This window comes from Actinoplanes sp. NPDC048967, from assembly GCF_040649415.1.
Classification (GTDB): Bacteria; Actinomycetota; Actinomycetes; order Mycobacteriales; family Micromonosporaceae; genus Actinoplanes.
In genome coordinates this window covers 58,229-81,115 of record NZ_JBEZFL010000009.1, presented here as the reverse complement: position 1 = coordinate 81,115, position 22,887 = coordinate 58,229, and the positions used below count along the sequence as shown (strand labels likewise).

The following is a 22,887-nucleotide window of genomic DNA, read 5'->3' as shown; positions in this document are numbered from 1 at the left end:
CGCATCGGCCGAAAGAACGGGGCGTCTGTCCGCCCGGGGACGGGCCGATCCGCGGCTCCCGGGCCGATGCCCGGAAGCGCCGCCGCGACGACTCTCGTCATCGGCGGTCGTGCGAACGCGGCCGACGAGGTGGTTGGAGGACCCCCATGCTCTCGAAAGCCCTCTCCCGACTGGGCGGCAGCGCCGCCCGCCATCCGTGGCAGGTGATAGCGGCGTGGCTGCTCGCCGCCGCGCTGGCGGTCCTCGCCGCGACCGCCTTCGGCGGCCGGACCGCCGACACGATGACCGCGCCCGGACTGGACTCCCAGCGGGCCGCGGAGTTGATCGAGCGGGCCGGCACCGGCCAGGAGGGGATGACCGCCCAGGTGGTCGTCACCCCGGTCGACAGCGGGGCGTCGTTCTTCGACGACGGCCCGGCGCGGGCCGCGTTGACGCGGCTGCAGACCGAGGTGAGGCAACTCCCGCACGTGCTCGGCACCAGCGACCCGGCGGAGGCGCTCGGCCGGGGCGCGGATGCCGGCGTCAGCGCCGGCCTGGTGTCGGCCGACGGACGGATCGCCGTCGTCCGCGTGCAGTACCCCGACCAGAGCCGGCTGTCAGCCGACGACCTCGACGCTCTGGTCGACCTCGGGGACCGGCTGCGCGGCGAGGTGCCGCTACGCATCGAGATGGGCGGGGACCTGTTCTTCGCCTTCTCCGGCACCGGCGGCGGCACCGGCGAGCTGATCGGTCTCCTGGCCGCGGCCGCGATCCTGTTCCTGGCGTTCGGCTCGCTCATCGCTGCCGCGCTGCCGATCGGTATGGCGGTCTTCGGCCTCACCGTCGGCGTCGCCACGATGACGGTGCTCGCGCGGGTGATCGAGATCCCGACATTCGCCCCGGTACTCGGCAGCATGGTCGGGCTGGGGGTGGGCATCGACTACGCGCTGTTCGTGCTCGTCCGGCACCGCGAATACCTCAGGCTCGGGCTCGAGCCCCGCGAGGCGGCCGGGCGAGCGGTGGCCACGGCTGGGCGACCCGTCGTCTTCGCCGGCGGCACCGTGGTCGTGTCGATCCTCGGCATGGCGGTCGCGGACGTGCCGTTCATGACGATGGGCGGGCTCGCGGTCTCCATCGTCGTGTTGATCATGGTGGTCGCGTCGGTGACGCTGCTGCCGGCCTTCCTCGGCGCCGCCGGCCCACGCCTGGCCGGGGTCGGGACGCTGGGCCGGCTGTTCGGCCGGGGCCGGTCCGGGCCGCGGCGCGCCGCGGTGGCGGGCGCCGGGCCCGCGCCCGGCTGGCGGCGCTGGATCGGGCACGTCAACCGGCATCCGATCCCGTACGCGGTCGGCGCGGCCGGGCTGCTCCTGGCCGCCACATTGCCCGTTCTCGGCCTGCGCGTCGGGCTACCTGACGACGGCTCGCTTCCGGACAGCCGCACCGAGCGCCGGGCGTACGACCTCGTCGCCGACGGGTTCGGCCCGGGCACCAACGGTCCCCTCATCGTCGCCGTCGACCTCGCGGGTGATCCAGGATCGGCGGGCCGGGTCGCCGCGGCGGTCGCCGCCGACCCGGGCATCGCCTCGGTCGCGCCGGCGCGGGTCGATCAGGCCACCGGGATCGCGACCCTCGTGGTGTTCCCGACCACCGGACCGCAGGAGCGGGCGACGGCCGACACCGTCGCCCGGCTGCGCGCCGAGGTGCTCCCGGCCGCGGTCGGGCCGGGCCCGGCGAACGCCCACATCGGCGGTGCCGCGGCCGGCCTGTCCGACGTGGGTCGCCGCACCAGCCAACGCCTGCCGTTCTTCGTGGCCGCCGTGCTGGCGCTGTCGTTCGTGCTGCTGATGCTGGCCTTCCGGTCGGTGCTCGTACCGCTGAAGGCGGTGCTGCTGAACCTGCTGAGCATCGGCGCGGCCTACGGCGTCATGGTCGCGGTGTTCCAGTGGGGCTGGGGTGGTGCGCTGATCGGGCTGGAAGCGACGGTACCTATCGTGTCGTTCATCCCCATGTTCCTGTTCGCGATCCTGTTCGGCCTGTCCATGGACTACGAGGTGTTCCTCCTGTCCCGCGTACGGGAGGAGTACCTGCGAACGGGTGACAACAACGAGGCGATCGTGCGGGGCGTCTCGGGCACCGCCCGGACGATCACCTCGGCCGCCCTCATCATGGTGGCGGTGTTCCTGTCCTTCGCCATCTCCGACGATCCGTCGACCAAGATGTTCGGGCTCGGCCTCGCCACCGCGATCTTCATCGACGCCACGGTGGTGCGGATGGTCCTGGTACCGGCGACCATGACGCTGCTGGGCCGGGCCAACTGGTGGCTGCCGAGGTGGCTGGACCGGGTGCTACCCGGACGCCCGGCCGGCACCGACGCCGTGCGGGACGGCACGCCCGCCGATCCACAGGTGCTCGCCCGGATCCACTGACGCAACCCTCGCCCGCGAGGCGCCTCCGCCCGGCCCGGCGGAGGCGCCCGGGCCGAAGCCTCCGTACCGGCGTGCGGCGTCGGGAATCACCTCATCCTGGGCTGCAGATCCGTCTCCCCGACGAGACTGCCGGCGCTGCGCGGCGTGCCGCCGGCAGCATCGCGCAGGCTGGGCAGGTCGTCGCGGTCCGGCGACCACCGGGCCGTCAGCGCGAAGAGCATCACCGTGTCCAGGCCGATCATCAGAGACGCCCATATCGGGTACGCGTCGAGCCACGCGACCTGTGTGGTGGCATGCAGGAGGATCAGCACGATCGCCGCGATCCGCGCCCACGTCCGCCGGGCGAACACGCTGGCACCGATGGCGATCAACAGCACGCCGGACAGCAGAACCGTCCATCCCCAGGCGGTCACATTGTCGACGACGACGTTGTCGGCGAACTCCACCATCTCTTTGTCCGAGATCAACGCCACGGCACCCCGCGCGACGTTCAGCATGCCGACCAGCCCGAGCAGCGTGCCGGCGAAGGAGATCCAACCGGCCCATGCCTTGTCGGCCATCGTGGTTCCTTCCCTGCGTCATGGCTCAGTTGAGGTCATCTCACCCGCCCCCGGCGCCGGGCGGCTCATCCGGCACGGGTGAGGCCGGCACCGGCGGTGCCTCCGGAACGACCGCGGTAGATGTTCGGTAGGGCGGTCGAGCATCATCGGCTCGATCACGTCGGCTAGAAGATGTCAGATTGACAGTAATGGACGAACGCGTCATAGTTCTTCATGTCAGTCCGACATTAAGCCGGTCCAGCCGATAGAGGACGGTCCCATGGCCATCCAGACAGTCGAGCCCCCGACCTTCGACGATCCGCCTTCCGCGCCACCCGTGGTCGCCACCAGCACCGCCACCCGGTACCTGTCGGTCGGCGCCTACGCCGACCCCTACTTCCGCGGCCGTTGCCTGCGTGAGGTCTACCACCAGCCCCGGCGGTTCGTGGCGCCGTCGTACGGCTTCGATCTCAGCGCCGTGCTCTGGCACTGCCTGCGCGCCCGGCGGCTGGCGATCGGGCGCGACGCTTCCATCGTCCTGGCCCTGCTCGTCACCGCCGCGCTCGACTGGCGGGCCTTCACCGCGATCATCGTCGGCCTGATCGCGCTGCGCACGACCCACACGGCCAAGAACGTCGTCGACGAGCGGCTGCGGCAGTGGCGCGCGGCCACGCCGGGCACCGCGATCCGCAGCAACCGGCGTACGCTCGCGATCCTCTGTGGCTGGGCAGCCGCCTGGATCACCCTGGCCATCCTCGTCGCCACGGTTCTGCTCCTCGACCCACAGCCCCTGATGGGGGCGCCCCGGGCCGCCGGCGCGGCGATCGCGGCCGCCGCCGCGGCGTTGGTGCTGCCCACCCTGTTCTCGCTGTGGCAGGAGAAGCGGATCGAGGAGTTCGCGTCCGATCGGCCGATGCCGGCGACCCGGATCAACGCCCGGCTCCGGGACATCGAGGACCAGCAGGACGCGAACACGATCGTCTACAGCGACTTCGAGCCGTTCATCGGCGCCGGCGACATCTTCAGCACCTGGGGCTTCGCGGTCCGGCTGGTCCGCAAGCAGTCGGCGCTGCCCGACACCGGCCGGCTCGACGAGGGTAAGCGCGAGTTCCCCGCACCGCCGTTCACCGCGGAGGAGATCGTCGACTACGTCCGCGGCCACCTGCAGCGGCTCACCACCGGCGAAGCCGAGACGCTCATCCCCGACCTGACCGTCACCGACCGGGTCTTCCTCTCCGCCCGCGAGGACGGCCGCCGTTCGCTGACCACCGATCCCGAGCAGATGCGCGAGATCATCCGCAACCCGACCCAGCCGGCCCGGCACTACCTCGTCTGCCAGGTCGTCTCCTGGGGCGGCGAGGTCGTCACCACCGTTCACGTGCACATCGCCGTCCAGGGCCGGTCCCTGTACCTCGAGGTCACCACCACCCTGATGGCCCCCTGCAACGAGCGCTACCGCATCGTCGACCTCGAGGGCGGCCGCGGGTCGAGAGCCTGGATCCGCGCCTTCCTCACCGGCGTGCGGGAGACCTCGTCGACCATCACCCACGCGCCCGGCCGGCTGATCCTCGCCTCGGCCGAGACGATCGGCCTGCGCAACTCCCGCCGTGGCCGCCGCACGCGCCGGTTGACCGACCGCGGCGCCCAGGTCAGCGTGCGCCAGCTCGGCACCAAGGACAAACTCCGCAACTTCACCCAGAGCCGGGACGTGCTCAAGTTCCGGCGGCTGATCGAGAACCGGGTCTACGCCCACGTGCTGGACTTCCTCGACGAGCACGACGTGGACACCACCGAGTACCGCGCCCGCAGCGCCTCGGTCTTCAACGTCGGCATGATCAACAACGGCGACGTGGTCAACCACGGCGAAGTCGTCGGGACGAAGACCACCACCGAGCAGACCGAGAGCTGACGAGGAGATTCCGTCCATGACCGAAACCACCATCGGCGCGATCAACCTGGGCTCCTGGACCAACAACGGCACGGTGGCCGGCAAGGTCAGCAATGTCACCGGTGGATCTCCGCGACCGGCGGACGCGGTCGACGTCCTGATCCTCACCGCGCTCCGCGAGGAGTACGCGGCGGCCAAGGCGGCGGTGACGACGGCCTGGCGGGAGCATGACGCAGGCACAGCCACGCCGTACCTGACCGGCACCCACGCCGGGCTCAGCATCGCGCTCGCCCGGGCCACCGGCACCGGCGGCCGCACCATCGCCTCCCTCGCCACCGCCCTCGTCCTCCGGCTGCGCCCCCGGTGCCTGGCGATGTCCGGCGTCTGCGCCGGCAACCCCGGCTGGACCGCGCCCGGCGACATCGTGGTCGCCGACCCCGCCTACGAGTACGACGAGGGCAAGCACACCGGCGGCCGGTTCCTCGGCGACCACCGGCACTACCCGCAGGACACCCGCTGGCTGCGCGCCGCCCAGGAGTTCGACCCGGCCGGCCTGCCGAGCCACGGCGAAGCCACCGAGGACGAGTCGGCGGTATGGCTCCTGGAACGGCTCCACCACGGCCAGGACGCGCGCAAGCATCCCGCGCGCGAACGCTATTTCCCTCGCGGCACCTGGAACACCCGGCTGCGTACGCTCGAGGAACGCGGCCTCATCGTCCGGCACGGAAGCGGCCTGGCGCTGACCGGCACCGGCCGCGCCAGGATCGAGCGGTTACTGGCCGACGACGTGGACGGACCGGAGACGCTGCCGTTCGCCGTGCTGGCCGGGCCCATGGCCAGCGGCAGCGCGGTGATCGAGAGCCCCGGCATCTGGGAGATGCTCAAGAACCTGGGCGAACGCAAGATCCTGGCGCTGGAGATGGAGGCGGCCACGATCGCGACGGTGGCCCACGACAACCAGGTGCCGCACTGGCTGGTGGCCAAGGGGGTGATGGACGGCGCCAACCCGGAGAAGGACGACCGGTTCAAGCACTTCGCCGCCCGCGCCTCGGCCGAGGTGCTGTACTCCCTGCTGGCCCGGGTGCTGTCAGCATCGGAGGCGGCGCCGCGACCCGCCGGCCGGGTCAAGGTGGAGGTGTGCCGGCGCCTGCAGTACGACTGGCCGGATGTCGCCGACGTGCTCGGCGTGCCGCCGTTCGAACAGCGCCGGTTCCAGCGCGGGGACGAGCCCCGGGCGTTGTGGGAGTGGCTGGCGGACCGCAGCCGGCTCGGCGAGCTGGGCGCCGCACTCGAGACGGTCGGCCGGGGCGATCTGGCCGCCCTTCTGCGCACCACTTCCACCTAGAAGAACCGCGGGTGTGCGCCGCGGTGGCGGGATCCACCGGGCCGGGCAGCGGCGCCGGGGGACGGAACGCGCGGAGGCAACCCTCCGTCGGGACGCGTTCACGTTCCGGTCGTCCATCGTGTCCGGACAATCGGACCGTCAGTCTGTTCAGGAGGGATCCGGACCTGATTGAGTGACGCAGTGGATCGTGGCGGAACGACCTCGCGCCGGACCGGTCTGCCGACGCCCTGGCTGGGCGGCTCGCCGGAGATCGGGTTGCCCGTGCTGCTGGCCGGGCTGGATCCGGCGGACCAGGAGGACGCCGAGTTGGCGACGGCGTTGCGCTATGCCGAGGCCCGGGTGCAGGACTACCGGTCGGAGCTGTTGCGCCGCCGGTTGCCCGAGCACGTGCTGCTCGGCCAGGCGGTGCTCGACCTGGCCGTCGAGTGGCGGATGCCGCAGGTGGAACGGTGGGCGGTGGCCTGGCTGACCGCGTCCGGCCTGCCGTTCCTGCGTACCCGCTGGTCGTCGCGGTCGCGCAACGGCCGGCAGCGCCGGGAGCGGCAGCTGCGCGAGGGCACGGTGTCGGCGCTCGTCGGCTACAACGGGGCCGCGCTGATCGGTACGACGACCGGCGCGGTCAGCACGTGGGCGGTGGACGGCACGATCGCCGAGCTGCCGTCGTTGCTGGTCGGCGGGCGGGTGCTGACGGTGGCCGGGCGCGACGGCCGGATCGTCGCCGGCGGCCCCAACGGGGCGTTCGCGGCGTCCGGCTGGCCGCCGGGCGCGGGGCCGCCCGCGCCGGAGCGCCGGTCCGGCATCGTCGCCATCGCGACCGACGGCGAGGCGATCTGCCTCGGCCAGGAGAGCGGCCGGATCGCGCTCTGGCGGCCCGGTGACGGCGGCTGGACTCCGTTGCCGCGCCGCGCTTCGCCGGTCCGGGCCATCGGTCTCGACCGGGGCACGGTGCGACTGGTCTGGGCCGACGGCGTGCTGGCCGTGTGGGCCGGCGGCGCCGGCTGGGCGGCTGAGCAGCAGCTGGGTGGCCGGGTCGCGGCGGCGGCGTTCGACCGGCCGGGGCGGCAGGCGGCGTACGCGATCGAGGGCCGCCCCGAGGTCCGGCTGGCCGGCCGCGCGGAGCCGCTGTGGACACACGGCCGGCGGATCACCGGCCTGACCTGGTCGCCGGACGGTCTGCTGGCGTCCGCCGGTCGCGACGGCACGCTGCGGGCGGGCGTGCCCGGCACGGCGCCGGTCGTGGTGAACGTCGAGGGCGATCCGGGTGCGCCGGCCTTCGCCGGCGAGCGGCACCTGATCACCGCGACCGGCGACCGCCTGTGCCAGTGGGATCTGGACCTGGCCGGCAGCGACGACCCCACGTTCGGCTCGGCGGACCGGATCACCGCGGTGGCGTTCGACCCGGCCGACGAGGGCTACTCGGTGGTCGGCACGGAGACGGGCCACCTGCAGCGGTACGACGCGCGGGGGCTCTTCGCCGACTGGCAGCCCGCCACGGTCGGCGGACAGGTGCGCCAGATCGTCCGGCACGGTGAGGGCTGGCTGGTGGCGGCGTACACCGGGGCGTGGCAATGGCAGCCCGGGGAACGTCCGGTACGCCTGGAGACCGGCTTCTGCCAGGCAGTCACTTCATGGCGCGGGCACGCCGTCCTGGCCGTCGCCGATGAGGTCGTCATCCCGGAGCAGGGCTGGCGGGAGACCCTGCCGAGCACGGTGACCGGGCTGGCCGCCGACGGCGAAACCCTGGCCGTCCTGGCCCGCGACGGCACTCTGCTGCGGCGCGACGAGAGCGGGACGACGCGCGGGACGACCACCGACGACATGTTGCTGGCTGTGTCCGGCGGCGCGGTGCTGACCGTGGACACCACCGCCATGCTGGTGCGGGAGCGCCGGGCGGGCAGGGTCACCGCCCGGCTCCGGCTGACCGTCAAGCCCAGCCGCCTCGTGCCGCTCGACGGCGACCGCTACGCCGGCGTCTACGCGGCGGGTACGGCGGTGATCGAGCCCGAGGCCGCGGACGCCGACCCACCGAGTGCCTCGGTCGTGGCCGCGCTGCCGGTCGGCGCCGAGGTCATCGCGGCCGGCGCGGGACGCGTGGTCACGGCGGCGGGCCTGCGGCTGACCGGCTACGACGTCGTGGTCCCCCACGCCGCCACGTCCGGCAGCGGAACGGTCGCCCTGCGGCCGTCGGTCGACGGCGCCTGCTGCGCGGTGACGGTGGGCGAACGGGCCGAGCCGGTGCGGCTGCCGCTGGCGGATCTGGCGAAACTCGTCGTGCTGGCCGGCAAGAAGCGCGTCGACCAGCAGACGCAGGCCGTCGACCTGGCCGGCCGGCTCGGGGACCAGCTCTGGTCCGGCGGCCTGGACGTGGAACTGGACCGGGCGCGGGGCGACGATCCCGGCCGGCCGGTGCGGCTCGACCTGCGGATCCGGGCCGAGGACCAGGCCGAGCTCGCCGACGTGCCGTGGGAGCTGCTGCATCCGCGGACCGGTCCCCTGGCGTGGTTCGACGACCCGCCGGTGTCCATGGTGCGGCTGGTCGCGCCGGAGGTCCCCACGGCCGCGGAGCCGGTGGCGCCGCGGCGACGGATGCTGGTGCTGCGCGACGCCGACGACGCGCTGAATCCGGTCACCGAGGCCTACGAAGAGCTGCGCCGGCGTACCCGGCGGGTCGCCGTCACCCTGCTGCACGGCACACCGCTGCGGGCGAACGGCCTGGCCGACCTGCGCGAGCCGGCCGACGTCGTGCACCTGTGGGCGCACGCCGAACCGGACGTCGTCCGGCTGAACGGCGTAGGGCTGCCCAACGACCAGGTCGCGGCGGCGTTGGCGGAGACCGGCGCCAGGCTGATCGTCCTGGTCGGATGCTCCTCGTCGGCGCTCGCCCGCCGACTGGTGCGGCTCGGTGTGGAAGCCGTCGTCGGGATGCGGATCGCGGTCTACAACACCACCGTCCACACGCTGGTGGAGGAGGTCACCACTGCGACCCTGCGCGGCGTACCGGTGGACCGCGCCTTCACTGTCGCCCTGCGCCGTTACGTGCTCAGCGGACAGCCCGCCGCGGCCGGCGTTCCGCTGCTCTACCTGCGAGAGGGCTCCACCGGCGCGGTCTTCCCGGCCGCGTCCTGACCCGTGCTCCGCGAAGGGAGACTCCGTTGCCCGACCGTCTGGTCTTTCACGAGTCGTTCGATTCGACCCGTGCCACCGCCGCGACCACCCGGGACGACCCCAACCTGGCCCAGGGCCAGATCGAGGCGGTGATCAGCCTGCTGCTCGGCCGCAGCCTGGCGGTCAACAACACGTACGCGCTGGACTCGCGGACCTTCCTCGAGCTGGCCGACGTGATGCTGACCGTACGGAACCGGGTCATCGGTGAGCAGAAGGAGGAGGCCACGCGGGAGCGGCTCGGCGCCTCGATGCCGTTCGTCCTGTTCCGCTGGGGACAACCGAACTTCCTCGCGGCCTGCGTCGACCAGTTCCGCCGCCACGACCACGAAGCCCGCAACTACTTCCGGATGTCGGCCTGGGAGGACATCAACGAGGACGTCGCGGCGCGTACGGCCATCGCCGACGCCCTCGAGCGGGTACTCACCCGGGAGCACTACGACGAGCCGTTCCCGGCGACCCTGGCCACGGACCATCCGCTGCTGGCCCGGCAGTACGAGACCGTTCTGCGGCTCGACGCGTACTTCAAGAACCCGGATTTCGACCGGACCGCGCGGGCGCCGAAGATCGCGCTCAAGACGTACGTGAAGAAGCTGGTCGGCCTGGACGACCTCGCACTGGGTGACCTCGCCGACGAGAAGCGGTGTCCGCGCGACCTCGCCGTTCAGGTCCGCGACGCGGTGCGGGAGGGCCTCCGGCGGGGTCTCGATCCCAACTTCGTCCGCGGCTGGGCCCACGACGCGGTCAACGCCCAGGGCACCGACCGCGACGAGGTGACCCTGCCCGAGCTGGTCCGGGAGTTCGTCGACACCGCCTACAACGGTGTGCTCGCCGACTCGGCGCACGCCGAGTTCGAGTACATGTCGTCGGTGCCCCGGCTGGACGGGCGCGACGAGCTCAAGTACATGAACGCCCTGGCCCTCGGGGTGATCCGGACGACCCGCGATCCGGCCGCGACCGGCCGGGAGGCCGTCGCGGAACGGATCACCACCCGGATGAGCGGCCTGCTCTCGGCCGGGTCGGTGCTGCCCGGCATCCCGGCCGAGAGCCTGGACCGGATCCTCACCGAGTACTGGGGCCTGCTCGCCGACCCGGACCGCAGCCGGTCCTGGGCGCAGTCCATCGACCTGCTGCACGAGGAGCTGGGTCGCGGGGCCGTCGACGTACCGGCGTTCCGGGACGCCTGGCGCGGGCACATCGCCCAGCTGGCCCGCGACCTGCCCCGGGTGGTCGCCGCCAACGACGGCGAGCTGGCCGTCACGATGAGCAACGGCACCACCGAGTTCGTCCAGACCCAGCAGCTGGGCGAGATCGAACGGGCCGCGCTGGACAACGCGTTGGCCGCCGGCGAACACCTCGACGACCTGCGCGACGTCGCCGAGGGACTGGACCCCGATGCCTGACGAGCTCGGCGGCCCGGCGCCGACCATGCTCGGCTGGCTCGCCCGGCACGCCGGCCCGGGCGATCTCGGCACGGTCGGCGAGCTGGCCGCCCGGTTCGGCGGCCTGCGCCCGGCGGCCGGCTGGCCGTTGATCGGCGAGGCGGTCGCCGAGGTGATGGCGGACCGGGCCGGCGGCCGGGCGGCGCCGTACGACCCCGCGCACAGCCTGTCGGTCCTCCGCCTGCTCGACCCGGTGCGCGACGCGGACGGGCGGCCCGACCTGGACCGGCTCAGCGACGACGCGATCGCCTACTGCCTGCCCGCCCTCCTCGACCGGCCGGAGGCGCACCGGCGGGCGGTCGCCGCATTCGTCGCCGCGGCCCACTCCGGCACCGGCTGGTACGCGGCCGCGATCGCGGCGCGGATCGCGCCGTTTCTGCCCGAGGTCCCGGAGACGTCCGGTCCCTGGGCCGCCCACCTGCGGGAGATCCTCCGGTCCCGGCACCGGCCCCGGACCGCGGAAGCCGAGCTGGCGACCGCGGCCGGCCCGCTGCTGGTCGATGCCGGGCCGGTCCGGGAGACGCTGCGGCTGCTCGCGGCCCACGTCGCGGCGCCACCCGGCCGCCCGGGAACCCGGGAGGAGCTGCTGGCGCAGCGCCGGGGTGACACCCCGCCACCACGCCGGCTGGGGCCCGCCGACACCGGGCCGCCCCGGTGGGTGAGCACCGGCTTCGCCAACCCGGTGACCGGCGCCGAGTCACACCCTGACCGCGGTCTGCGAATCGCGACGCCGTACCACTTCTGGTTCGAGATCACCGACCGCGTGCACGCGGCGAGCATCGAGCGCTCGACCGCCCTGCCCACCCTGCCCGGCGAACGGCCCGGCATGAGACTGCACGTCGTTCTCGTGCCGCTGTTCGGCGAGCTGGAGATCACCCCGGGACAGGACACCGGCGAGCTGACCATCGCGGAGAACGGGCGGATGGTGGTGAGCCGGCAGCCCGACGGCTCCGCACCGGGCGGCATCCGGCTGGCGTTCCCGGTCCGCACGCCGGACACCACGGGCCGGCACCGGGTCCGCTGCAATCTCTACGCCGGGGGCACACTGCTGCAGTCACGGCTGGTCGAGGCGTGGGTGGACGCCGAGCCCATGGACCGGCCGCGGGCATTGACCGCCCGCGTCGACTATGTCGGACCCGCGCTGGACGACCGGGCGCCCGGCCCGGCCGCGCCGGCCGGCCTGTCCATCCTGGTCGGCCACCACGACGGCAACGCCCAGCGCGTCTCGCTCGCCGGATTCGGTCTGCCCGGACAGGCCGAGCTGGTGACGGTGAGTCTGCCGGTGCCGGCCGACCAGCTGGCGTCGCTGGTGGCCGAGGCCCGCAAGGCCTTGCAGTGGGTCCTCTACGAGCCGGCGGCCGAGGCCGACGACGACGAGACGTTCCACGGCACGTTCCGGTACGACGTCCGGTCTCCCGGCACCCTGCTGGCGGACCTGCAGGTGCTCGCCACCCGGGGCAGCGAGCTCTGGGGCGGCATCGCCGACGGCGCGGCCCTGCAGCTCTCCCCGACCGGCCTGCTGCCGGCCGCCCAGTCGCGGCGCGAGCCACCGCTGTGGCGGTTCAGCCGGATGCTGCAGCCGCCGACCGTGATCGAGGTGGCGAACCTGGCCGAGGCTCGGCAGACCGTCCCCGCCGCGCTGTTCTACGACCATCCGTACGACCGGACGGCGGCCAAGAGCATCTGCGCCACCTTCCAGACAGCTCTCGACCAGGGCACCGATCTGGCCGGCATCCCGTGCTTCCTGGGCGCCTGCCCGGACTACCAGCGCCGCGACGTGATCTGTCCCAGCGGATTCTGGGGCTTCCGGCACTACCTCGGTGTGCCGCAGTCGGCCGCGAACACCCTCGACGAGACCGGCGCCGATCTGTCCGGCGGTGCCACCACGATCCGCTACCGTGGCCGGCCCGACGTGGTCATCGGCCTGGCCACCGAGCTGGGCCTCGATCATCCGGAACAGATCCGGCGGCTGGGCGCGGGGCTGCCGGTCCAGCAGAGCCGGCGGGACCTGCTCGACGCCTTCGAGGATCCGGACGTCGAACCGCACCTGATCTACCTGTACTGCCACGGCGGCGTCCAGGGCTTCCGGCCCACGCTGCGGGTCGGGCCGAGGACCGAGGTCAACAAGATCATCGGAGACGACATCCGCCAGGTCGCCTACTGGCCGGACAGCCGACCGCTGGTGTTCCTGAACGGGTGCCGCACCAGCGCGGTGGAGCCGCAGCACGCGTCCGCCTTCGTCGACGTCTTCGTCCGGGCCGCGCAGGCGTCCGGGCTGATCGGCACCGAGACGATCACCTACGAACGGCTCGCGGCCGACTTCGCCGAGGCCATGCTGCCCCGCTTCCTCTCCGGCCGGCAGACCCTGGCCGAGGCCGTCCGAAGTGCTCGCCTGATGCTGCTGGCGCAGGGTAATCCGCTCGGCCTGATCTACACCCCGTACGCGCCACCGAACCTGCGCATGGAGTCAGCCCCGGCGTAGCTCGGGGTCCGGGCCGGGCCTGCCCTCGTCTCTGCCGCCGCTGTCGCCGTTGCCGCGGGACGGCAGATCGAGGCTCTCGTCGATCCGGGCGTCGTTCAGGCCGCGGGACGACTTGCCCGCATGCACGCCCTTGCGCTCGGGCGGGCGCCGGCCGTCGAGGAACCACTCCGACGTCCAGCCGCGTTTCCGGTTGCGCCCCACGAGACAGACCAGCACGAGAAAGTACGCGAAGAACCCGATGGCCAGGCCGATGCCGTAGAAGCCGAACAGCCGGCTCTCCTCGGGGAACAGGGTCAGCACGGCACCACCGCCGATCGCGCCGATGACGGTGGCGACGTCGGCCAGTGTCACCTCCTCGCGGTACCTGTTCACGAAGTAGGTGAACCAGCCGATGACCACGCCGAACGCCAAGGCGCCGAACTCGGTGACGTTCATGTCAGCCTTTCTGCCGGGAGATGGAGTGTGCGATGGCGCGGCGCAGGGTCAGGTGGAGCGCCGCGCCGACGATGACGCCGGCGATAGCGGCCGGTGCCGAGGCGGCGTCGCCGGCCAGCCAGGCCGTGGCTGCCACCGCGATCACCACGGCGGCGACCGGCCCGGGCCGCCGCGGTCGCAACCCGAGGCACCAGCCCGCGACCAGCCCGAAGGCGACGCTACCGGCGATCAGCATCGAGCAGACCCCGGACCGAGGCGAGCGTCAGCGCGGACAGGGTGAAGGCGTCGTCGATCTCGCCGCGGGCCACCGCGTCCAGCAGGTCGGGCAGCGTGACCCAGCGGACGTGGAGGACCTCCTGGGGATCCTCCGGGGCGGCCACCTCGGTGTCGAACTCGCCGAGGAAGAGGTGCACCCGGGAGGCGAGCAGACCCGAGTTCGGGCTGACCGCACCGAGCGGAACGAGGGAACTGGGTGGCCCGCCCAGTTCCTCGCTGAGCTCGTCGCGGGCGGTCATCGCCGGGTCGTCACCGTGCGCGAAGCCGCGGGGTATGCCCCATTCGAAACCGCCGGTCGGGTAGCGGTAGGTGAGCACCAGGGCGTAACGGCCGGCGCACCGGGCCAGGATGGCCGCGCCGGGCCGGCCGTCGCGTTCCACGATACGCAGGTACCGCCCCGGGAAGACGCCGCCGAACATGACGTCGTCGTCGTAGACCGTGACGTAGTCGTTGGCGAAGACCTCGCGCTCCGCCGTGCGTTCGATCCGGGGCAGGCCCGGATCGGTGTCGGCGGACGGGGTCTCGATCTCCATGGGACTCCTCGGCTGAGCTCGGCGGGTGCTCCCGTCAGTTTTCCCGGTCCCGGGAGCAAAGGCCATAGCGCACAGGGGTGAGACGGCCGGCGGTCCGAGCCATGGCCACGCCGGCGCCGGACCTGATCCGCAGGCCCACCGCTGAGTCGGTCCCGCGCCGCGACGATAAGTCGTTGCGGCGCGGCTACGCTCTTGCGATGCCTGTGTTCCTGGCGGTCGACCTCGGTGCCGAGACCGGCCGCGTGCTTCGCGGCGCGCTCGACGAGGGCCGGCTCGAAGTGCGGGAGGTGCACCGGTTCGTCAACCGGCCGGTGGCCTTGCCCGAGGGGCTGCACTGGGACGTGCTGGCTCTGTTCGCGGACATGTCGGCGGGGCTGACCGCGGCGCTGGCCGAACGGGGCGGGGACCGGATCGCCGGGATCGGCATCGATGCGTGGGGCAACGACTTCGCTCTGCTGGACCGCGACGGCCGGCTCATCGGCAACCCGTGGCACTACCGTGACCGGCGAACGCAGTCCAGTGTCAGGCTCGTCGCCGAGCGCGTCGATCCCGCGGTGCTCTACCGCACCACCGGCACGGCGACTCTGCCGATCAACACGACCAGCCAGCTCGTGGCCATGGAGGACTCGCCGCAGCTGGCCGTCGCCGAGCGGCTGGCCATGCTGCCCGACCTGTTCGGGTACTGGCTCAGCGGACAGCTCGTCACGGAGCAGACGATCGCGAGCACCGGCCAGCTGCTCGACGTCGTCACCCGGGGCTGGGCCACCGGCGTCATCGAGGCGCTCGGCATTCCGGGCCGGCTCTTCGGCGCCGACGTCGTGGCGCCCGGCACCCGGGTCGGTTCGTTGCTGGCGGACCGGCGGGTACCACTGTGGGCGGTGGCCGGGCACGACACCGCCTCCGCGGTCGCCGCGGTACCGGCCGGGGCGGGCAGCTACGGGTACATCTCGTCGGGAACCTGGTCGCTGACCGGCCTGGAGCTGCCGGCGCCGGTGCTGACCGATGCCGCGCGACTGGCCGGCTTCTCCAACGAGGCCGGAGTCGACGGAACCATCCGGTTCCTGCGCAACGGGACGGGGCTGTGGTTGCTGCAGCGGTGCCGGGCGGCGTGGGGCTCACCGCCGTACGGTGAGCTGGTGGCCGCCGCGGGCACCGCACCGGCGTTCCGGTCCCTGATCGAGCCGGACGCGCCCTGCCTCATCGCGCCCGACGACATGCCGGCGCGGCTGGCCGAATTGTGCCGGGCGACTGGCGAGCCGGTACCGGTGGACCGGGCCGCGATGGTGCGGTGTGTGCTGGACAGCCTCGCCTGCAAGCATCGCTGGACCCTGGAGCGCGCCGAGGCGCTGGCGGGCACCCACGCCGATGTCGTGCACATCGTCGGGGGCGGCGCGGCGAACCCGTTGCTGTGCCAGCTGACCGCCGATCTGACCGGCCGGCCGGTCCTGGCCGGGCCGGTGGAAGCCACCGCCGTCGGCAATCTGCTGATCCAGGCCCGGGCCGCCGGTGAGCTGTCCTCGCTGGCCGAGATGCGGGAGGTGGTGCGGGCCTCGCTGCCACCACGGCGGTTCGAGCCGCGGATCTCGGACGCCACCGACGCCGCGTACGCTCGCTTCCTGACCCTGCTCGACACCGATGACAGGATCTGACATATTCTGCATCGACCACGTACGGGCAGGGAGGTGTCTCGGTGCTGATCGCCGAGCGGCGTCGACGGCTGCTGGAGCAGGTCCGGGACCGGGGCTACGCCTCGTTCCGCGAGCTCGCCGAGGCGCTGGAGATCTCCGAGTCCACGGTGCGCCGCGACCTGCGTTCGATGGTGGCGGACGGCCTGCTCGCGGCGACGCGGGGCGGTGTCGGCCCACTACCGGCCGACCCCCCGGCAGCGCCGCCGGGCCCGCCCGCCGAGGCGGTCGCGGGCCGGCCGGCGGCAGCCCCGGACGGCCCGTCGCCCGATCCGGTACGCGCCGAACGGGAGGCCATCGCGGCGCATGCCGCCGGGCTCGTCGTGCCGGGCAGCGCCGTGCTGCTCGGGCCGGGTCGCACCACCACCGCCCTGGCCCGGCGGCTGACCGGGATCAGCCAGCTCACCGTGGTGACCAACTCGATCCCGGTGACCCAGGAGCTGATCGGCTCACCGCAGATCGACGTCGTGCTCGTCGGCGGCGCGCTGCGCCGTTCGATCGGTGCGATGGTCGGCCCGATCACCGAGCAGGTCCTGCAGGGCCTGCGGGGCGCCCAGGTGTTCCTCTCCGGTGAGGGGGTCACCACCGAGCGCGGCCTGACCACGCCCAACGTCTTCGCGGCCGCGACCGACCAGGCGCTGATGGCCGCCGGCAAGCAGGTCGTCGTCCTGGCGGACCACACGAAGCTCGGCCACGACACGATGTGCCAGACGGTGCCGAGCGACCGCATCGACGTGCTGGTCACCGACGACGCGGCGGACCCCGGGGTGGTACGCCGGCTGCGCGCGGAAGGCATCGACGTGCAGATGGCGTAATGGCGGCACCCCCCTGCGCCTTCGCGTCACTCTCGACCATCGCTGGTCATTTTGAATCGGCTCTTGACAGCAGTTGCCACAACATGGCTACGATCTGCCCACGTTCAAGTCAAAGCCTTTCAACTTCTGGCACCTGCGCACCTGTCCGCACCGTGCAGGGCCCTGGTCCGTCATGCCCCCATGTGAAGGGACGCCAGCGATGCCTCGCCCCAGACAGCTCATCCGTGGTGCCGCGGCCGGCGCCACGCTGGCCGCGCTCCTGCTCGCCGCCGGGTGCACCAAGGCCGCCGACAGCAGCGACACTCCCAGCGCGAACGGTTCGGCGGCACAGCAGGTCCAGGCCACCTCCGGAGCCACCGGATGCACGCCGGAGCGCTACAACGGCGGTGTCCCGAAACTCGACCTGAAGACCGTCACCGTCGGTTTCGCCCAGTCGGAGAAGGAAGCCAACCCGTTCCGGATCACCGAGACCCGGTCCATCAAGGACGAGGCGGCCAAGCGCGGCATCAAGCTCATCACCACCAACGCGCAGTCCGACCTCAACAAGGAGATCGCCGACATCCAGGGCATGATCGCCCAGGGCGCCCAGGCGCTGATCATCTCGCCGCTCAACTCCGAAGGCCTGGATCCCGCGCTCAAGGCGGCTCAGGACGCCAAAGTGCCGGTGATGACCATCGACCGGCTGCTCACCACGAAGACAGCCTGCCAGGACTACCTGGGCTGGATCGGCTCGGACTTCGTGGTGCAGGGGCAGCGCGCCGCGGATGCCCTGATCGAGGCGACCGGCGACCAGGGCGAGGTCGCGATTCTGCTCGGCGCGTCGGGGGTCAACGTGACGGTCGACCGCACCAAGGGCTTCAAGGATCAGCTGGCCGCCAAGAACTCCAAGCTGAAGGTCGTCGCGGAGCAGACCGGCGACTTCACCCGGGAGAAGGGCCAGAAGGTCACGGAGCAGCTCGTCTCGGCCAATCCCGGGATCAGCGCCATCTACGCCGAGAACGACGAGATGGCGCTCGGCGCGGTGGCGGCCCTCAAGGGGGCCGACAAGAAGCCGGGCGACATCAAGATCATCACCATCGACGGTACGAAGGGCGCCGTTCAGGGCATCCTCGACGGCTGGATCGCCGGTGTCATCGAGTCGAACCCGCGCTTCGGTCCGCTCGCCTTCCAGGCCCTCGAGGACTTCTACAGCGGTAAGGGCGTCGTCGAGAAGACCATCATCTCCGACAAGGAGTACACCGAGGACAACGCCGAGTCCGAGCTCGCCAACGCCTACTGACGCCCAAGTCTGAGCACCGGGGCAGGGCGAGCGGCCCTCCCCCGGTGACCTCCCCGTGGAGAGTGAGCGGCCCCGATGACCACATCCGCCATCGACGTGCGCTCGGTGAGCAAGCACTTCGCCGGCGTCCGCGCCCTGACCGGCGTCTCCCTCGAACTGCACCCCGGCGAGGTGCACGCGCTGGTGGGCGAGAACGGCGCGGGCAAGTCCACCCTGATCAAACTCATCACCGGGGTGTACCGGCCGGACGACGGCGAGGTGCGCTACCTCGGCGAACCGGCCACGTTCGCGCACCCCCGCGACGCCCAGGCCGCCGGCATCAGCACCATCTACCAGGAGGTCAACCTGGTGCCCATGCGCAGTGTCGCCGGCAACCTGTATCTGGGCCGGGAACCCACCAACCGGATCGGCCTCATCGACTTCCGCCGCATGCACCGCGACGCCAGGGACATCCTGGCGGGCTACGGGATCGCCGTCGACGTACGGCGCAAGCTCGGCGAACTCGGCCTCGGCGTGCAGCAGATGATCGCCGTCGCCCGGGCGCTGTCCACCGACGCCCGGGTGGTCATCATGGACGAGCCGACCTCCTCGCTGGAGCCCCGCGAGGTGGATCTCCTGCTCGACGTGGTCGCGCTGCTGCGCAGCCGGCAGGCCGCGGTGCTCTACGTGACGCACAAGCTCGACGAGGTCTTCCGGATCTGCGACCGGGTGACCGTGCTGCGCGACGGACGCCTGGTGCATACCGGGCCGGTCGCCGGAACCACCCGGCTACGGCTGGTGGCCACGATGCTGGGCCGCGACGTCGACCAGATCCGCCGGCACGGCGCGACGACCTTCGACGACCACCAACGCGAGGTCACCGGCACGCCGGTGTTACGGGCCGAGGGGCTCACGCGCCGGCCGCTGCTCGACGGCGTCAGCGTCGAGGTGCACGCCGGTGAGGTCGTGGGACTGGCCGGGCTGCTCGGCTCCGGCCGCACCGAGACCGCCGAGGCCATCTTCGGGGTCGTCGGGCTGGACGCCGGAACCGTCAGCGTCGACGGCGACTCCGCCCGGCGCTGGAACCCGGCCGCCGCGATCCGCAGCGGCATCGGGATGGTGCCCGAGGACCGCAAGTCCGAGGGGATCGTCGGGGAACTCAGTGTTCGCGACAACATCGTGCTGGCCGCGCTGCCGAGGCTCACCATCGCGGGGTTCGTCTCCCGGCGCCGGCAGGACGAGATCGTGGACACGTTCATCAGGCGGCTCCGGATCAAGACGTCGAGCCCGGATCAGCGGGTCAGCGACCTGTCCGGCGGCAATCAGCAGAAGGTCCTGCTCGCCCGGATGCTGTGCCTGCACCCCAAGGTGCTCATTCTCGACGAGCCGACCCGCGGTATCGACGTCGGCGCCAAGGCCGAGATCCAGTCGCTGATCAGCGAACTCGCCGCGCTCGGCCTGGGCGTCCTGCTGATCTCCTCCGAACTCGAGGAGGTCGTCGAGGGCGCCGGCCGGGTGCTCGTGCTGCGCGACGGGGCCGTCGTCGACATGTTGCGCGGCGACGACGTCAACGAGGACCGCATCATGCACGCGATCGCCCAGGCGTCCGGGGGAAGTGCCGATGTCTGACACCGTCACCGCCCGGCCCACCCGTCCGGACATCCTGACCTTCCTCCAGGCCGGCGGGGTGTATCTCGCCATCGCCCTGCTGCTGCTCTTCAACCTCGCCTGCACGCCGAACTTCGCCACCGTGGCCAACCTACGGCTGCAGCTGGTGCAGGTCGTGCCGGTCATGATCGTGGCCATCGGCATGGCCCTGGTCATCGCCACCGAGGGCATCGATCTCTCGGTCGGCTCGACCATGGCGATCAGCGCCGCGCTGCTGCCGCTGTACCTGGGCTACGGCACCTGGCCTGCCATCGCGATAGCCATGCTGGCCGGCGCCGCCGTCGGATGCGTCAACGGTTCGCTCGTCGCGTTCGCCCGCATGCAGCCCATCATCGCCACCCTCGGCACGCTGGTCGCCTGCCGTGGGCTCGCCCTGGTGCTCGCCGACGGCCGGCTGACCGAGATCTTCGACCCGATCCTCGGCGCGCTGGGCAGCGACTCGGTCCTCGGCATCCCGATCAGCGTGCTCCTGGTGCTGGTGGTGACCGGCGCGGCGGCGATCGCGGTGCACCGGGCCGCGTTCGGGCGGCAGCTGCTGGCCGTCGGCGGCAACCGTGCCGCGGCCACCCTGGCCGGCCTGCCGGTCAAACGCACCCTGGTCATCGTCTACGTCATCAGCGGAGTGCTGGCCGCTGCCGCCGGAGTGCTCACCACCGCACGGCAGGGCGCCAGCGATCCCTCGTTCGTCGGGTTGCTCATCGAGCTCAGCGCGATCACCGCCGTGGTCGTCGGCGGCACCCCCTTGTCCGGCGGCCGGGTGCGCATCCTGGGCACGCTGATGGGAGCCCTGTTGATGCAACTGATCACCGCCACCGTGATCCAGCAGGACCTGCCGGACTCGACGGCCCGCATGCTGCAGGCGGGCATCATCGTCGCGGCCGTGTACGTCCAGCGCGGACGGACCCGAGCATGACCGCCGTCGAGGACAGCGCAGCGACCAGGGCCGAGCCGAGGACCGTCGCCCGCCTGCTGTGGTGGCGTCCCGACCGGGCCGGTACGCCGATCGTGCTCGCGCTGGTACTCGTCGCCGGCTCGCTGATCTTCGGCGAGAGCTTCGCCAGCGGCCGGAACCTCGGCAACATCGCCCTGGACAGCTCCTACCTGCTGCTCATCGCGACCGGCATGACGTTCGTCATCCTCAGCGGCGGGATCGACCTCTCGGTCGGGTCGCTGCTCGCGCTCAGCGGGGTGCTCACCGCGTACGGCTCCCGCTGGGGCACCCTCGCCGCGGTGCTGCTGCCCCTCGCGGTGTGCGGCGTCATCGGACTGATCAACGGACTGCTGATCGGCCGGGCCCGGATCGCGCCGTTCATCGTCACGCTCGCCACCCTGCTCTTCGCCCGCGGCCTGGCGTTCGCCGTCGCGGACGAGGGCAACAAGGTGTACATCATCCCGGCCGACCTGACCCTCACCCAGCTCGGCCAGGCCCGGTGGCTGGGCCTCAGCGCGCCGGTCTGGTGCGCGCTGGTGGCCTTCGCCGCCGGGGTCGTGGTCCTCAACCGGACCCGGTTCGGCCAGGCCACGTTCGCCATCGGCGACAGCCAGGAGGCGGCCGAGCTGATGGGCCTGCCGGTGGCCCGGGTCCGGGTGCTGGTGTACGTGCTGAGTGCGCTGCTCACCGGCCTCGCCGGGGTACTGGTGGCCGCGCAGACCCAGTCCGGCCTGCCGACCATCGGCGAGGGCCGCGAGCTGGAGGCGATCGCCGCCGTGGTGATCGGTGGCACCCTGCTCACCGGTGGGGCCGGCTCGCTCAGCGGAACCCTCGCCGGGGTGCTGCTGCTCAAGGTCATCCAGAACCTGATCAACCAGGTCGGCACCCTCACCACCTACTACCAACAGGTCGTCAGCGGCACGTTCCTCGTCGTCGTGGTGCTGATCCAGTCCCGCCTCACCCGCCGGAGGATGCGATGAACGTCGCGGCCCGATACGCACCGGGGGTCGTCCGGCCCCCGAGGTCCCCGGCACCGGTGCCGGTCCGGGTCGCCGTCGTCGGCACCGGCGACTGGTGGGGCCGGCAGCACGCGGAGCTGTTCGCCGGCCGGGCCGACACCTCCCTGGTCGCGGTCGTCGGCCGGGATCCGGCCCGGACCGCGGCCCGGGCCGCCGAGTTCGGCACCACCGGCTACGTCGACCTCGACGAGATGCTGGACCGGGCCCGGCCCGAGCTGGTCACGGTCTGCCTGCCGAACGAGCGGCACTACGAGCCGACACTGCGACTGATCCGGGCCGGAGTGCCGCTGCTGCTGGAGAAGCCGCTCGTGTTCGCGTTGCCCGAGGCCGACACCCTGATCGCCGAAGCGGCCCGGCGAGACCTGTTCGTCGGGATCAACTTCAATCACCGGTACGCCAGACCCGTGCGCCTGGCGGCCGAAGCCATCGACCGCGGAGACCTCGGCCGGCTGGCCTTCGCGACCTGGCGCTTCGGTGGCGAGCCCGGCACCAGCGGCCACTCGCACGCGAACCTCATCGAGACCCAGTGCCACGGCCTGGATCTGCTGGAACACCTCTGCGGCCCGATCGAGTCGGTCATGGCGCAGATGACCGACCCGAGCGGGCACGGTTGGTCGACGCTCGTCGTGGCGGCGCGGTTCGGCAACGGCGCGGTCGGCAGCCTGGTCGGCTCGTACGACTCGTCCTACGCCTACCAGGACACCCACCGGCTCGAGCTCAACGGCACCGCGGGAAGGATTCTCATCGACGACACCGTGCGCCGTTACAGCTTCCAGCGCGCCGCGGACGAGACCGCCCACGTCTGGCAGGCCGGATACTTCAACGACACCGACCGCAGCTTCCACGCCACCTTCGACCGGCACGTCGACGAGCTGCTCGCCGCGCTGCGGGCCGGCGGCCCTCCTCCCGTACCTGTCAGCGCCGGTCGGCGGGCGCTGCTGCTCGCCGAAGCCGTCATCCGGTCGTTCGAGAGCGGAACCCGGGTCGCGACCGTGGAATGACCG

Annotated in this window: 17 protein-coding genes; 13 read left to right on the top strand and 4 right to left on the bottom strand. The window is 72.3% G+C overall.

Going from position 1 to position 22,887, the window contains the following annotated elements; all coding sequences use genetic code 11:
• The first annotated feature begins 146 nt into the window (after positions 1-146).
• Positions 147-2,405: an MMPL family transporter gene (locus tag AB0C12_RS33155; protein WP_360553820.1), complete on the top strand. Its 2,259-nt coding sequence runs from the start codon at positions 147-149 to the stop codon at positions 2,403-2,405.
• Positions 2,406-2,491: 86 nt separating this feature from the next.
• Here the strand turns inward: AB0C12_RS33155 and AB0C12_RS33150 are convergent, their stop codons facing one another.
• Entirely contained in the window at positions 2,492-2,965 is a 474-nt protein-coding gene (locus AB0C12_RS33150) for a hypothetical protein (protein WP_360553819.1), read from the bottom strand.
• A gap of 259 nt (positions 2,966-3,224) precedes the next feature.
• Between AB0C12_RS33150 and AB0C12_RS33145 the strand changes: the two genes are divergently transcribed.
• The 5 genes from AB0C12_RS33145 to AB0C12_RS33125 all read left to right on the top strand — a co-directional run bounded on the left by AB0C12_RS33145 (position 3,225) and on the right by AB0C12_RS33125 (position 13,263).
• A complete protein-coding gene (locus AB0C12_RS33145; protein WP_360553818.1) occupies positions 3,225-4,853 on the top strand; it encodes a hypothetical protein in 1,629 nt (542 codons plus the stop codon).
• A gap of 16 nt (positions 4,854-4,869) precedes the next feature.
• Positions 4,870-6,177, top strand: coding sequence for a hypothetical protein (locus AB0C12_RS33140; RefSeq protein ID WP_360553817.1), 1,308 nt, complete (start codon positions 4,870-4,872; stop codon positions 6,175-6,177).
• A 168-nt stretch (positions 6,178-6,345) separates the two neighbouring features.
• Entirely contained in the window at positions 6,346-9,303 is a 2,958-nt protein-coding gene (locus AB0C12_RS33135; RefSeq protein WP_360553816.1) for a CHAT domain-containing protein, read from the top strand.
• A gap of 26 nt (positions 9,304-9,329) precedes the next feature.
• Positions 9,330-10,742 (top strand): hypothetical protein, encoded by a 1,413-nt coding sequence (locus AB0C12_RS33130; RefSeq protein ID WP_360553815.1) that lies wholly within the window; start codon positions 9,330-9,332, stop codon positions 10,740-10,742.
• Positions 10,735-13,263, top strand: coding sequence for a hypothetical protein (locus AB0C12_RS33125; RefSeq protein WP_360553814.1), 2,529 nt, complete (start codon positions 10,735-10,737; stop codon positions 13,261-13,263). Before AB0C12_RS33130 ends, AB0C12_RS33125 begins: the two co-directional genes overlap by 8 nt.
• Here AB0C12_RS33125 and AB0C12_RS33120 read toward each other — a convergent pair.
• The 3 genes from AB0C12_RS33120 to AB0C12_RS33110 are packed head-to-tail and all read right to left on the bottom strand — an operon-like array spanning position 13,249 to position 14,507.
• Positions 13,249-13,698 (bottom strand): hypothetical protein, encoded by a 450-nt coding sequence (locus AB0C12_RS33120; protein WP_360553813.1) that lies wholly within the window; start codon positions 13,696-13,698, stop codon positions 13,249-13,251. The two genes, AB0C12_RS33125 and AB0C12_RS33120, sit on opposite strands and share 15 nt — an antisense overlap.
• A gap of 1 nt (position 13,699) precedes the next feature.
• Positions 13,700-13,933, bottom strand: coding sequence for a hypothetical protein (locus tag AB0C12_RS33115; protein ID WP_360553812.1), 234 nt, complete (start codon positions 13,931-13,933; stop codon positions 13,700-13,702).
• Positions 13,917-14,507 carry an NUDIX hydrolase gene (locus AB0C12_RS33110; protein ID WP_360553811.1) on the bottom strand — a complete coding sequence of 197 codons (591 nt, stop codon included), beginning with the start codon at positions 14,505-14,507 and terminating at the stop codon, positions 13,917-13,919. The genes AB0C12_RS33115 and AB0C12_RS33110 overlap by 17 nt, the downstream gene beginning before the upstream one ends.
• 197 nt (positions 14,508-14,704) lie before the next feature.
• Here AB0C12_RS33110 and AB0C12_RS33105 point away from each other — a divergent pair, with 197 nt between their 5' ends.
• The 7 genes from AB0C12_RS33105 (at position 14,705) to AB0C12_RS33075 (ending at position 22,884) form a co-directional block, all read left to right on the top strand.
• Entirely contained in the window at positions 14,705-16,156 is a 1,452-nt protein-coding gene (locus AB0C12_RS33105) for a rhamnulokinase family protein (RefSeq protein WP_360553810.1), read from the top strand.
• Positions 16,157-16,197: 41 nt separating this feature from the next.
• Entirely contained in the window at positions 16,198-17,007 is an 810-nt protein-coding gene (locus tag AB0C12_RS33100; protein ID WP_360553809.1) for a DeoR/GlpR family DNA-binding transcription regulator, read from the top strand.
• Between the two features lie 199 nt (positions 17,008-17,206).
• Positions 17,207-18,286 (top strand): ABC transporter substrate-binding protein, encoded by a 1,080-nt coding sequence (locus AB0C12_RS33095; protein WP_360553808.1) that lies wholly within the window; start codon positions 17,207-17,209, stop codon positions 18,284-18,286.
• 75 nt (positions 18,287-18,361) lie between these two features.
• Positions 18,362-19,894, top strand: coding sequence for a sugar ABC transporter ATP-binding protein (locus AB0C12_RS33090; RefSeq protein ID WP_360553807.1), 1,533 nt, complete (start codon positions 18,362-18,364; stop codon positions 19,892-19,894).
• Positions 19,887-20,846: an ABC transporter permease gene (locus AB0C12_RS33085; protein ID WP_360553806.1), complete on the top strand. Its 960-nt coding sequence runs from the start codon at positions 19,887-19,889 to the stop codon at positions 20,844-20,846. The genes AB0C12_RS33090 and AB0C12_RS33085 overlap by 8 nt, the downstream gene beginning before the upstream one ends.
• Entirely contained in the window at positions 20,843-21,844 is a 1,002-nt protein-coding gene (locus tag AB0C12_RS33080; RefSeq protein WP_360553805.1) for an ABC transporter permease, read from the top strand. The genes AB0C12_RS33085 and AB0C12_RS33080 overlap by 4 nt, the downstream gene beginning before the upstream one ends.
• A complete protein-coding gene (locus tag AB0C12_RS33075) occupies positions 21,841-22,884 on the top strand; it encodes a Gfo/Idh/MocA family oxidoreductase (protein WP_360553804.1) in 1,044 nt (347 codons plus the stop codon). The genes AB0C12_RS33080 and AB0C12_RS33075 overlap by 4 nt, the downstream gene beginning before the upstream one ends.
• Positions 22,885-22,887 lie beyond the last annotated feature (3 nt).

What these genes read in the sequence shown, in the direction of transcription:
- AB0C12_RS33120 (WP_360553813.1), bottom strand. Translation starts at nt 13,698, where the DNA reads ATGAACGTCACCGAGTTCGGCGCCTTGGCGTTCGGCGTGGTCATCGGC.
- AB0C12_RS33105 (WP_360553810.1), top strand. Translation starts at nt 14,705, where the DNA reads ATGCCTGTGTTCCTGGCGGTCGACCTCGGTGCCGAGACCGGCCGCGTG.
- AB0C12_RS33155 (WP_360553820.1), top strand. Translation starts at nt 147, where the DNA reads ATGCTCTCGAAAGCCCTCTCCCGACTGGGCGGCAGCGCCGCCCGCCAT.
- AB0C12_RS33095 (WP_360553808.1), top strand. Translation starts at nt 17,207, where the DNA reads ATGCCTCGCCCCAGACAGCTCATCCGTGGTGCCGCGGCCGGCGCCACG.
- AB0C12_RS33080 (WP_360553805.1), top strand. Translation starts at nt 20,843, where the DNA reads ATGACCGCCGTCGAGGACAGCGCAGCGACCAGGGCCGAGCCGAGGACC.
- AB0C12_RS33115 (WP_360553812.1), bottom strand. Translation starts at nt 13,933, where the DNA reads ATGCTGATCGCCGGTAGCGTCGCCTTCGGGCTGGTCGCGGGCTGGTGC.
- AB0C12_RS33140 (WP_360553817.1), top strand. Translation starts at nt 4,870, where the DNA reads ATGACCGAAACCACCATCGGCGCGATCAACCTGGGCTCCTGGACCAAC.
- AB0C12_RS33075 (WP_360553804.1), top strand. Translation starts at nt 21,841, where the DNA reads ATGAACGTCGCGGCCCGATACGCACCGGGGGTCGTCCGGCCCCCGAGG.
- AB0C12_RS33125 (WP_360553814.1), top strand. Translation starts at nt 10,735, where the DNA reads ATGCCTGACGAGCTCGGCGGCCCGGCGCCGACCATGCTCGGCTGGCTC.
- AB0C12_RS33150 (WP_360553819.1), bottom strand. Translation starts at nt 2,965, where the DNA reads ATGGCCGACAAGGCATGGGCCGGTTGGATCTCCTTCGCCGGCACGCTG.
- AB0C12_RS33090 (WP_360553807.1), top strand. Translation starts at nt 18,362, where the DNA reads ATGACCACATCCGCCATCGACGTGCGCTCGGTGAGCAAGCACTTCGCC.
- AB0C12_RS33110 (WP_360553811.1), bottom strand. Translation starts at nt 14,507, where the DNA reads ATGGAGATCGAGACCCCGTCCGCCGACACCGATCCGGGCCTGCCCCGG.
- AB0C12_RS33085 (WP_360553806.1), top strand. Translation starts at nt 19,887, where the DNA reads ATGTCTGACACCGTCACCGCCCGGCCCACCCGTCCGGACATCCTGACC.
- AB0C12_RS33145 (WP_360553818.1), top strand. Translation starts at nt 3,225, where the DNA reads ATGGCCATCCAGACAGTCGAGCCCCCGACCTTCGACGATCCGCCTTCC.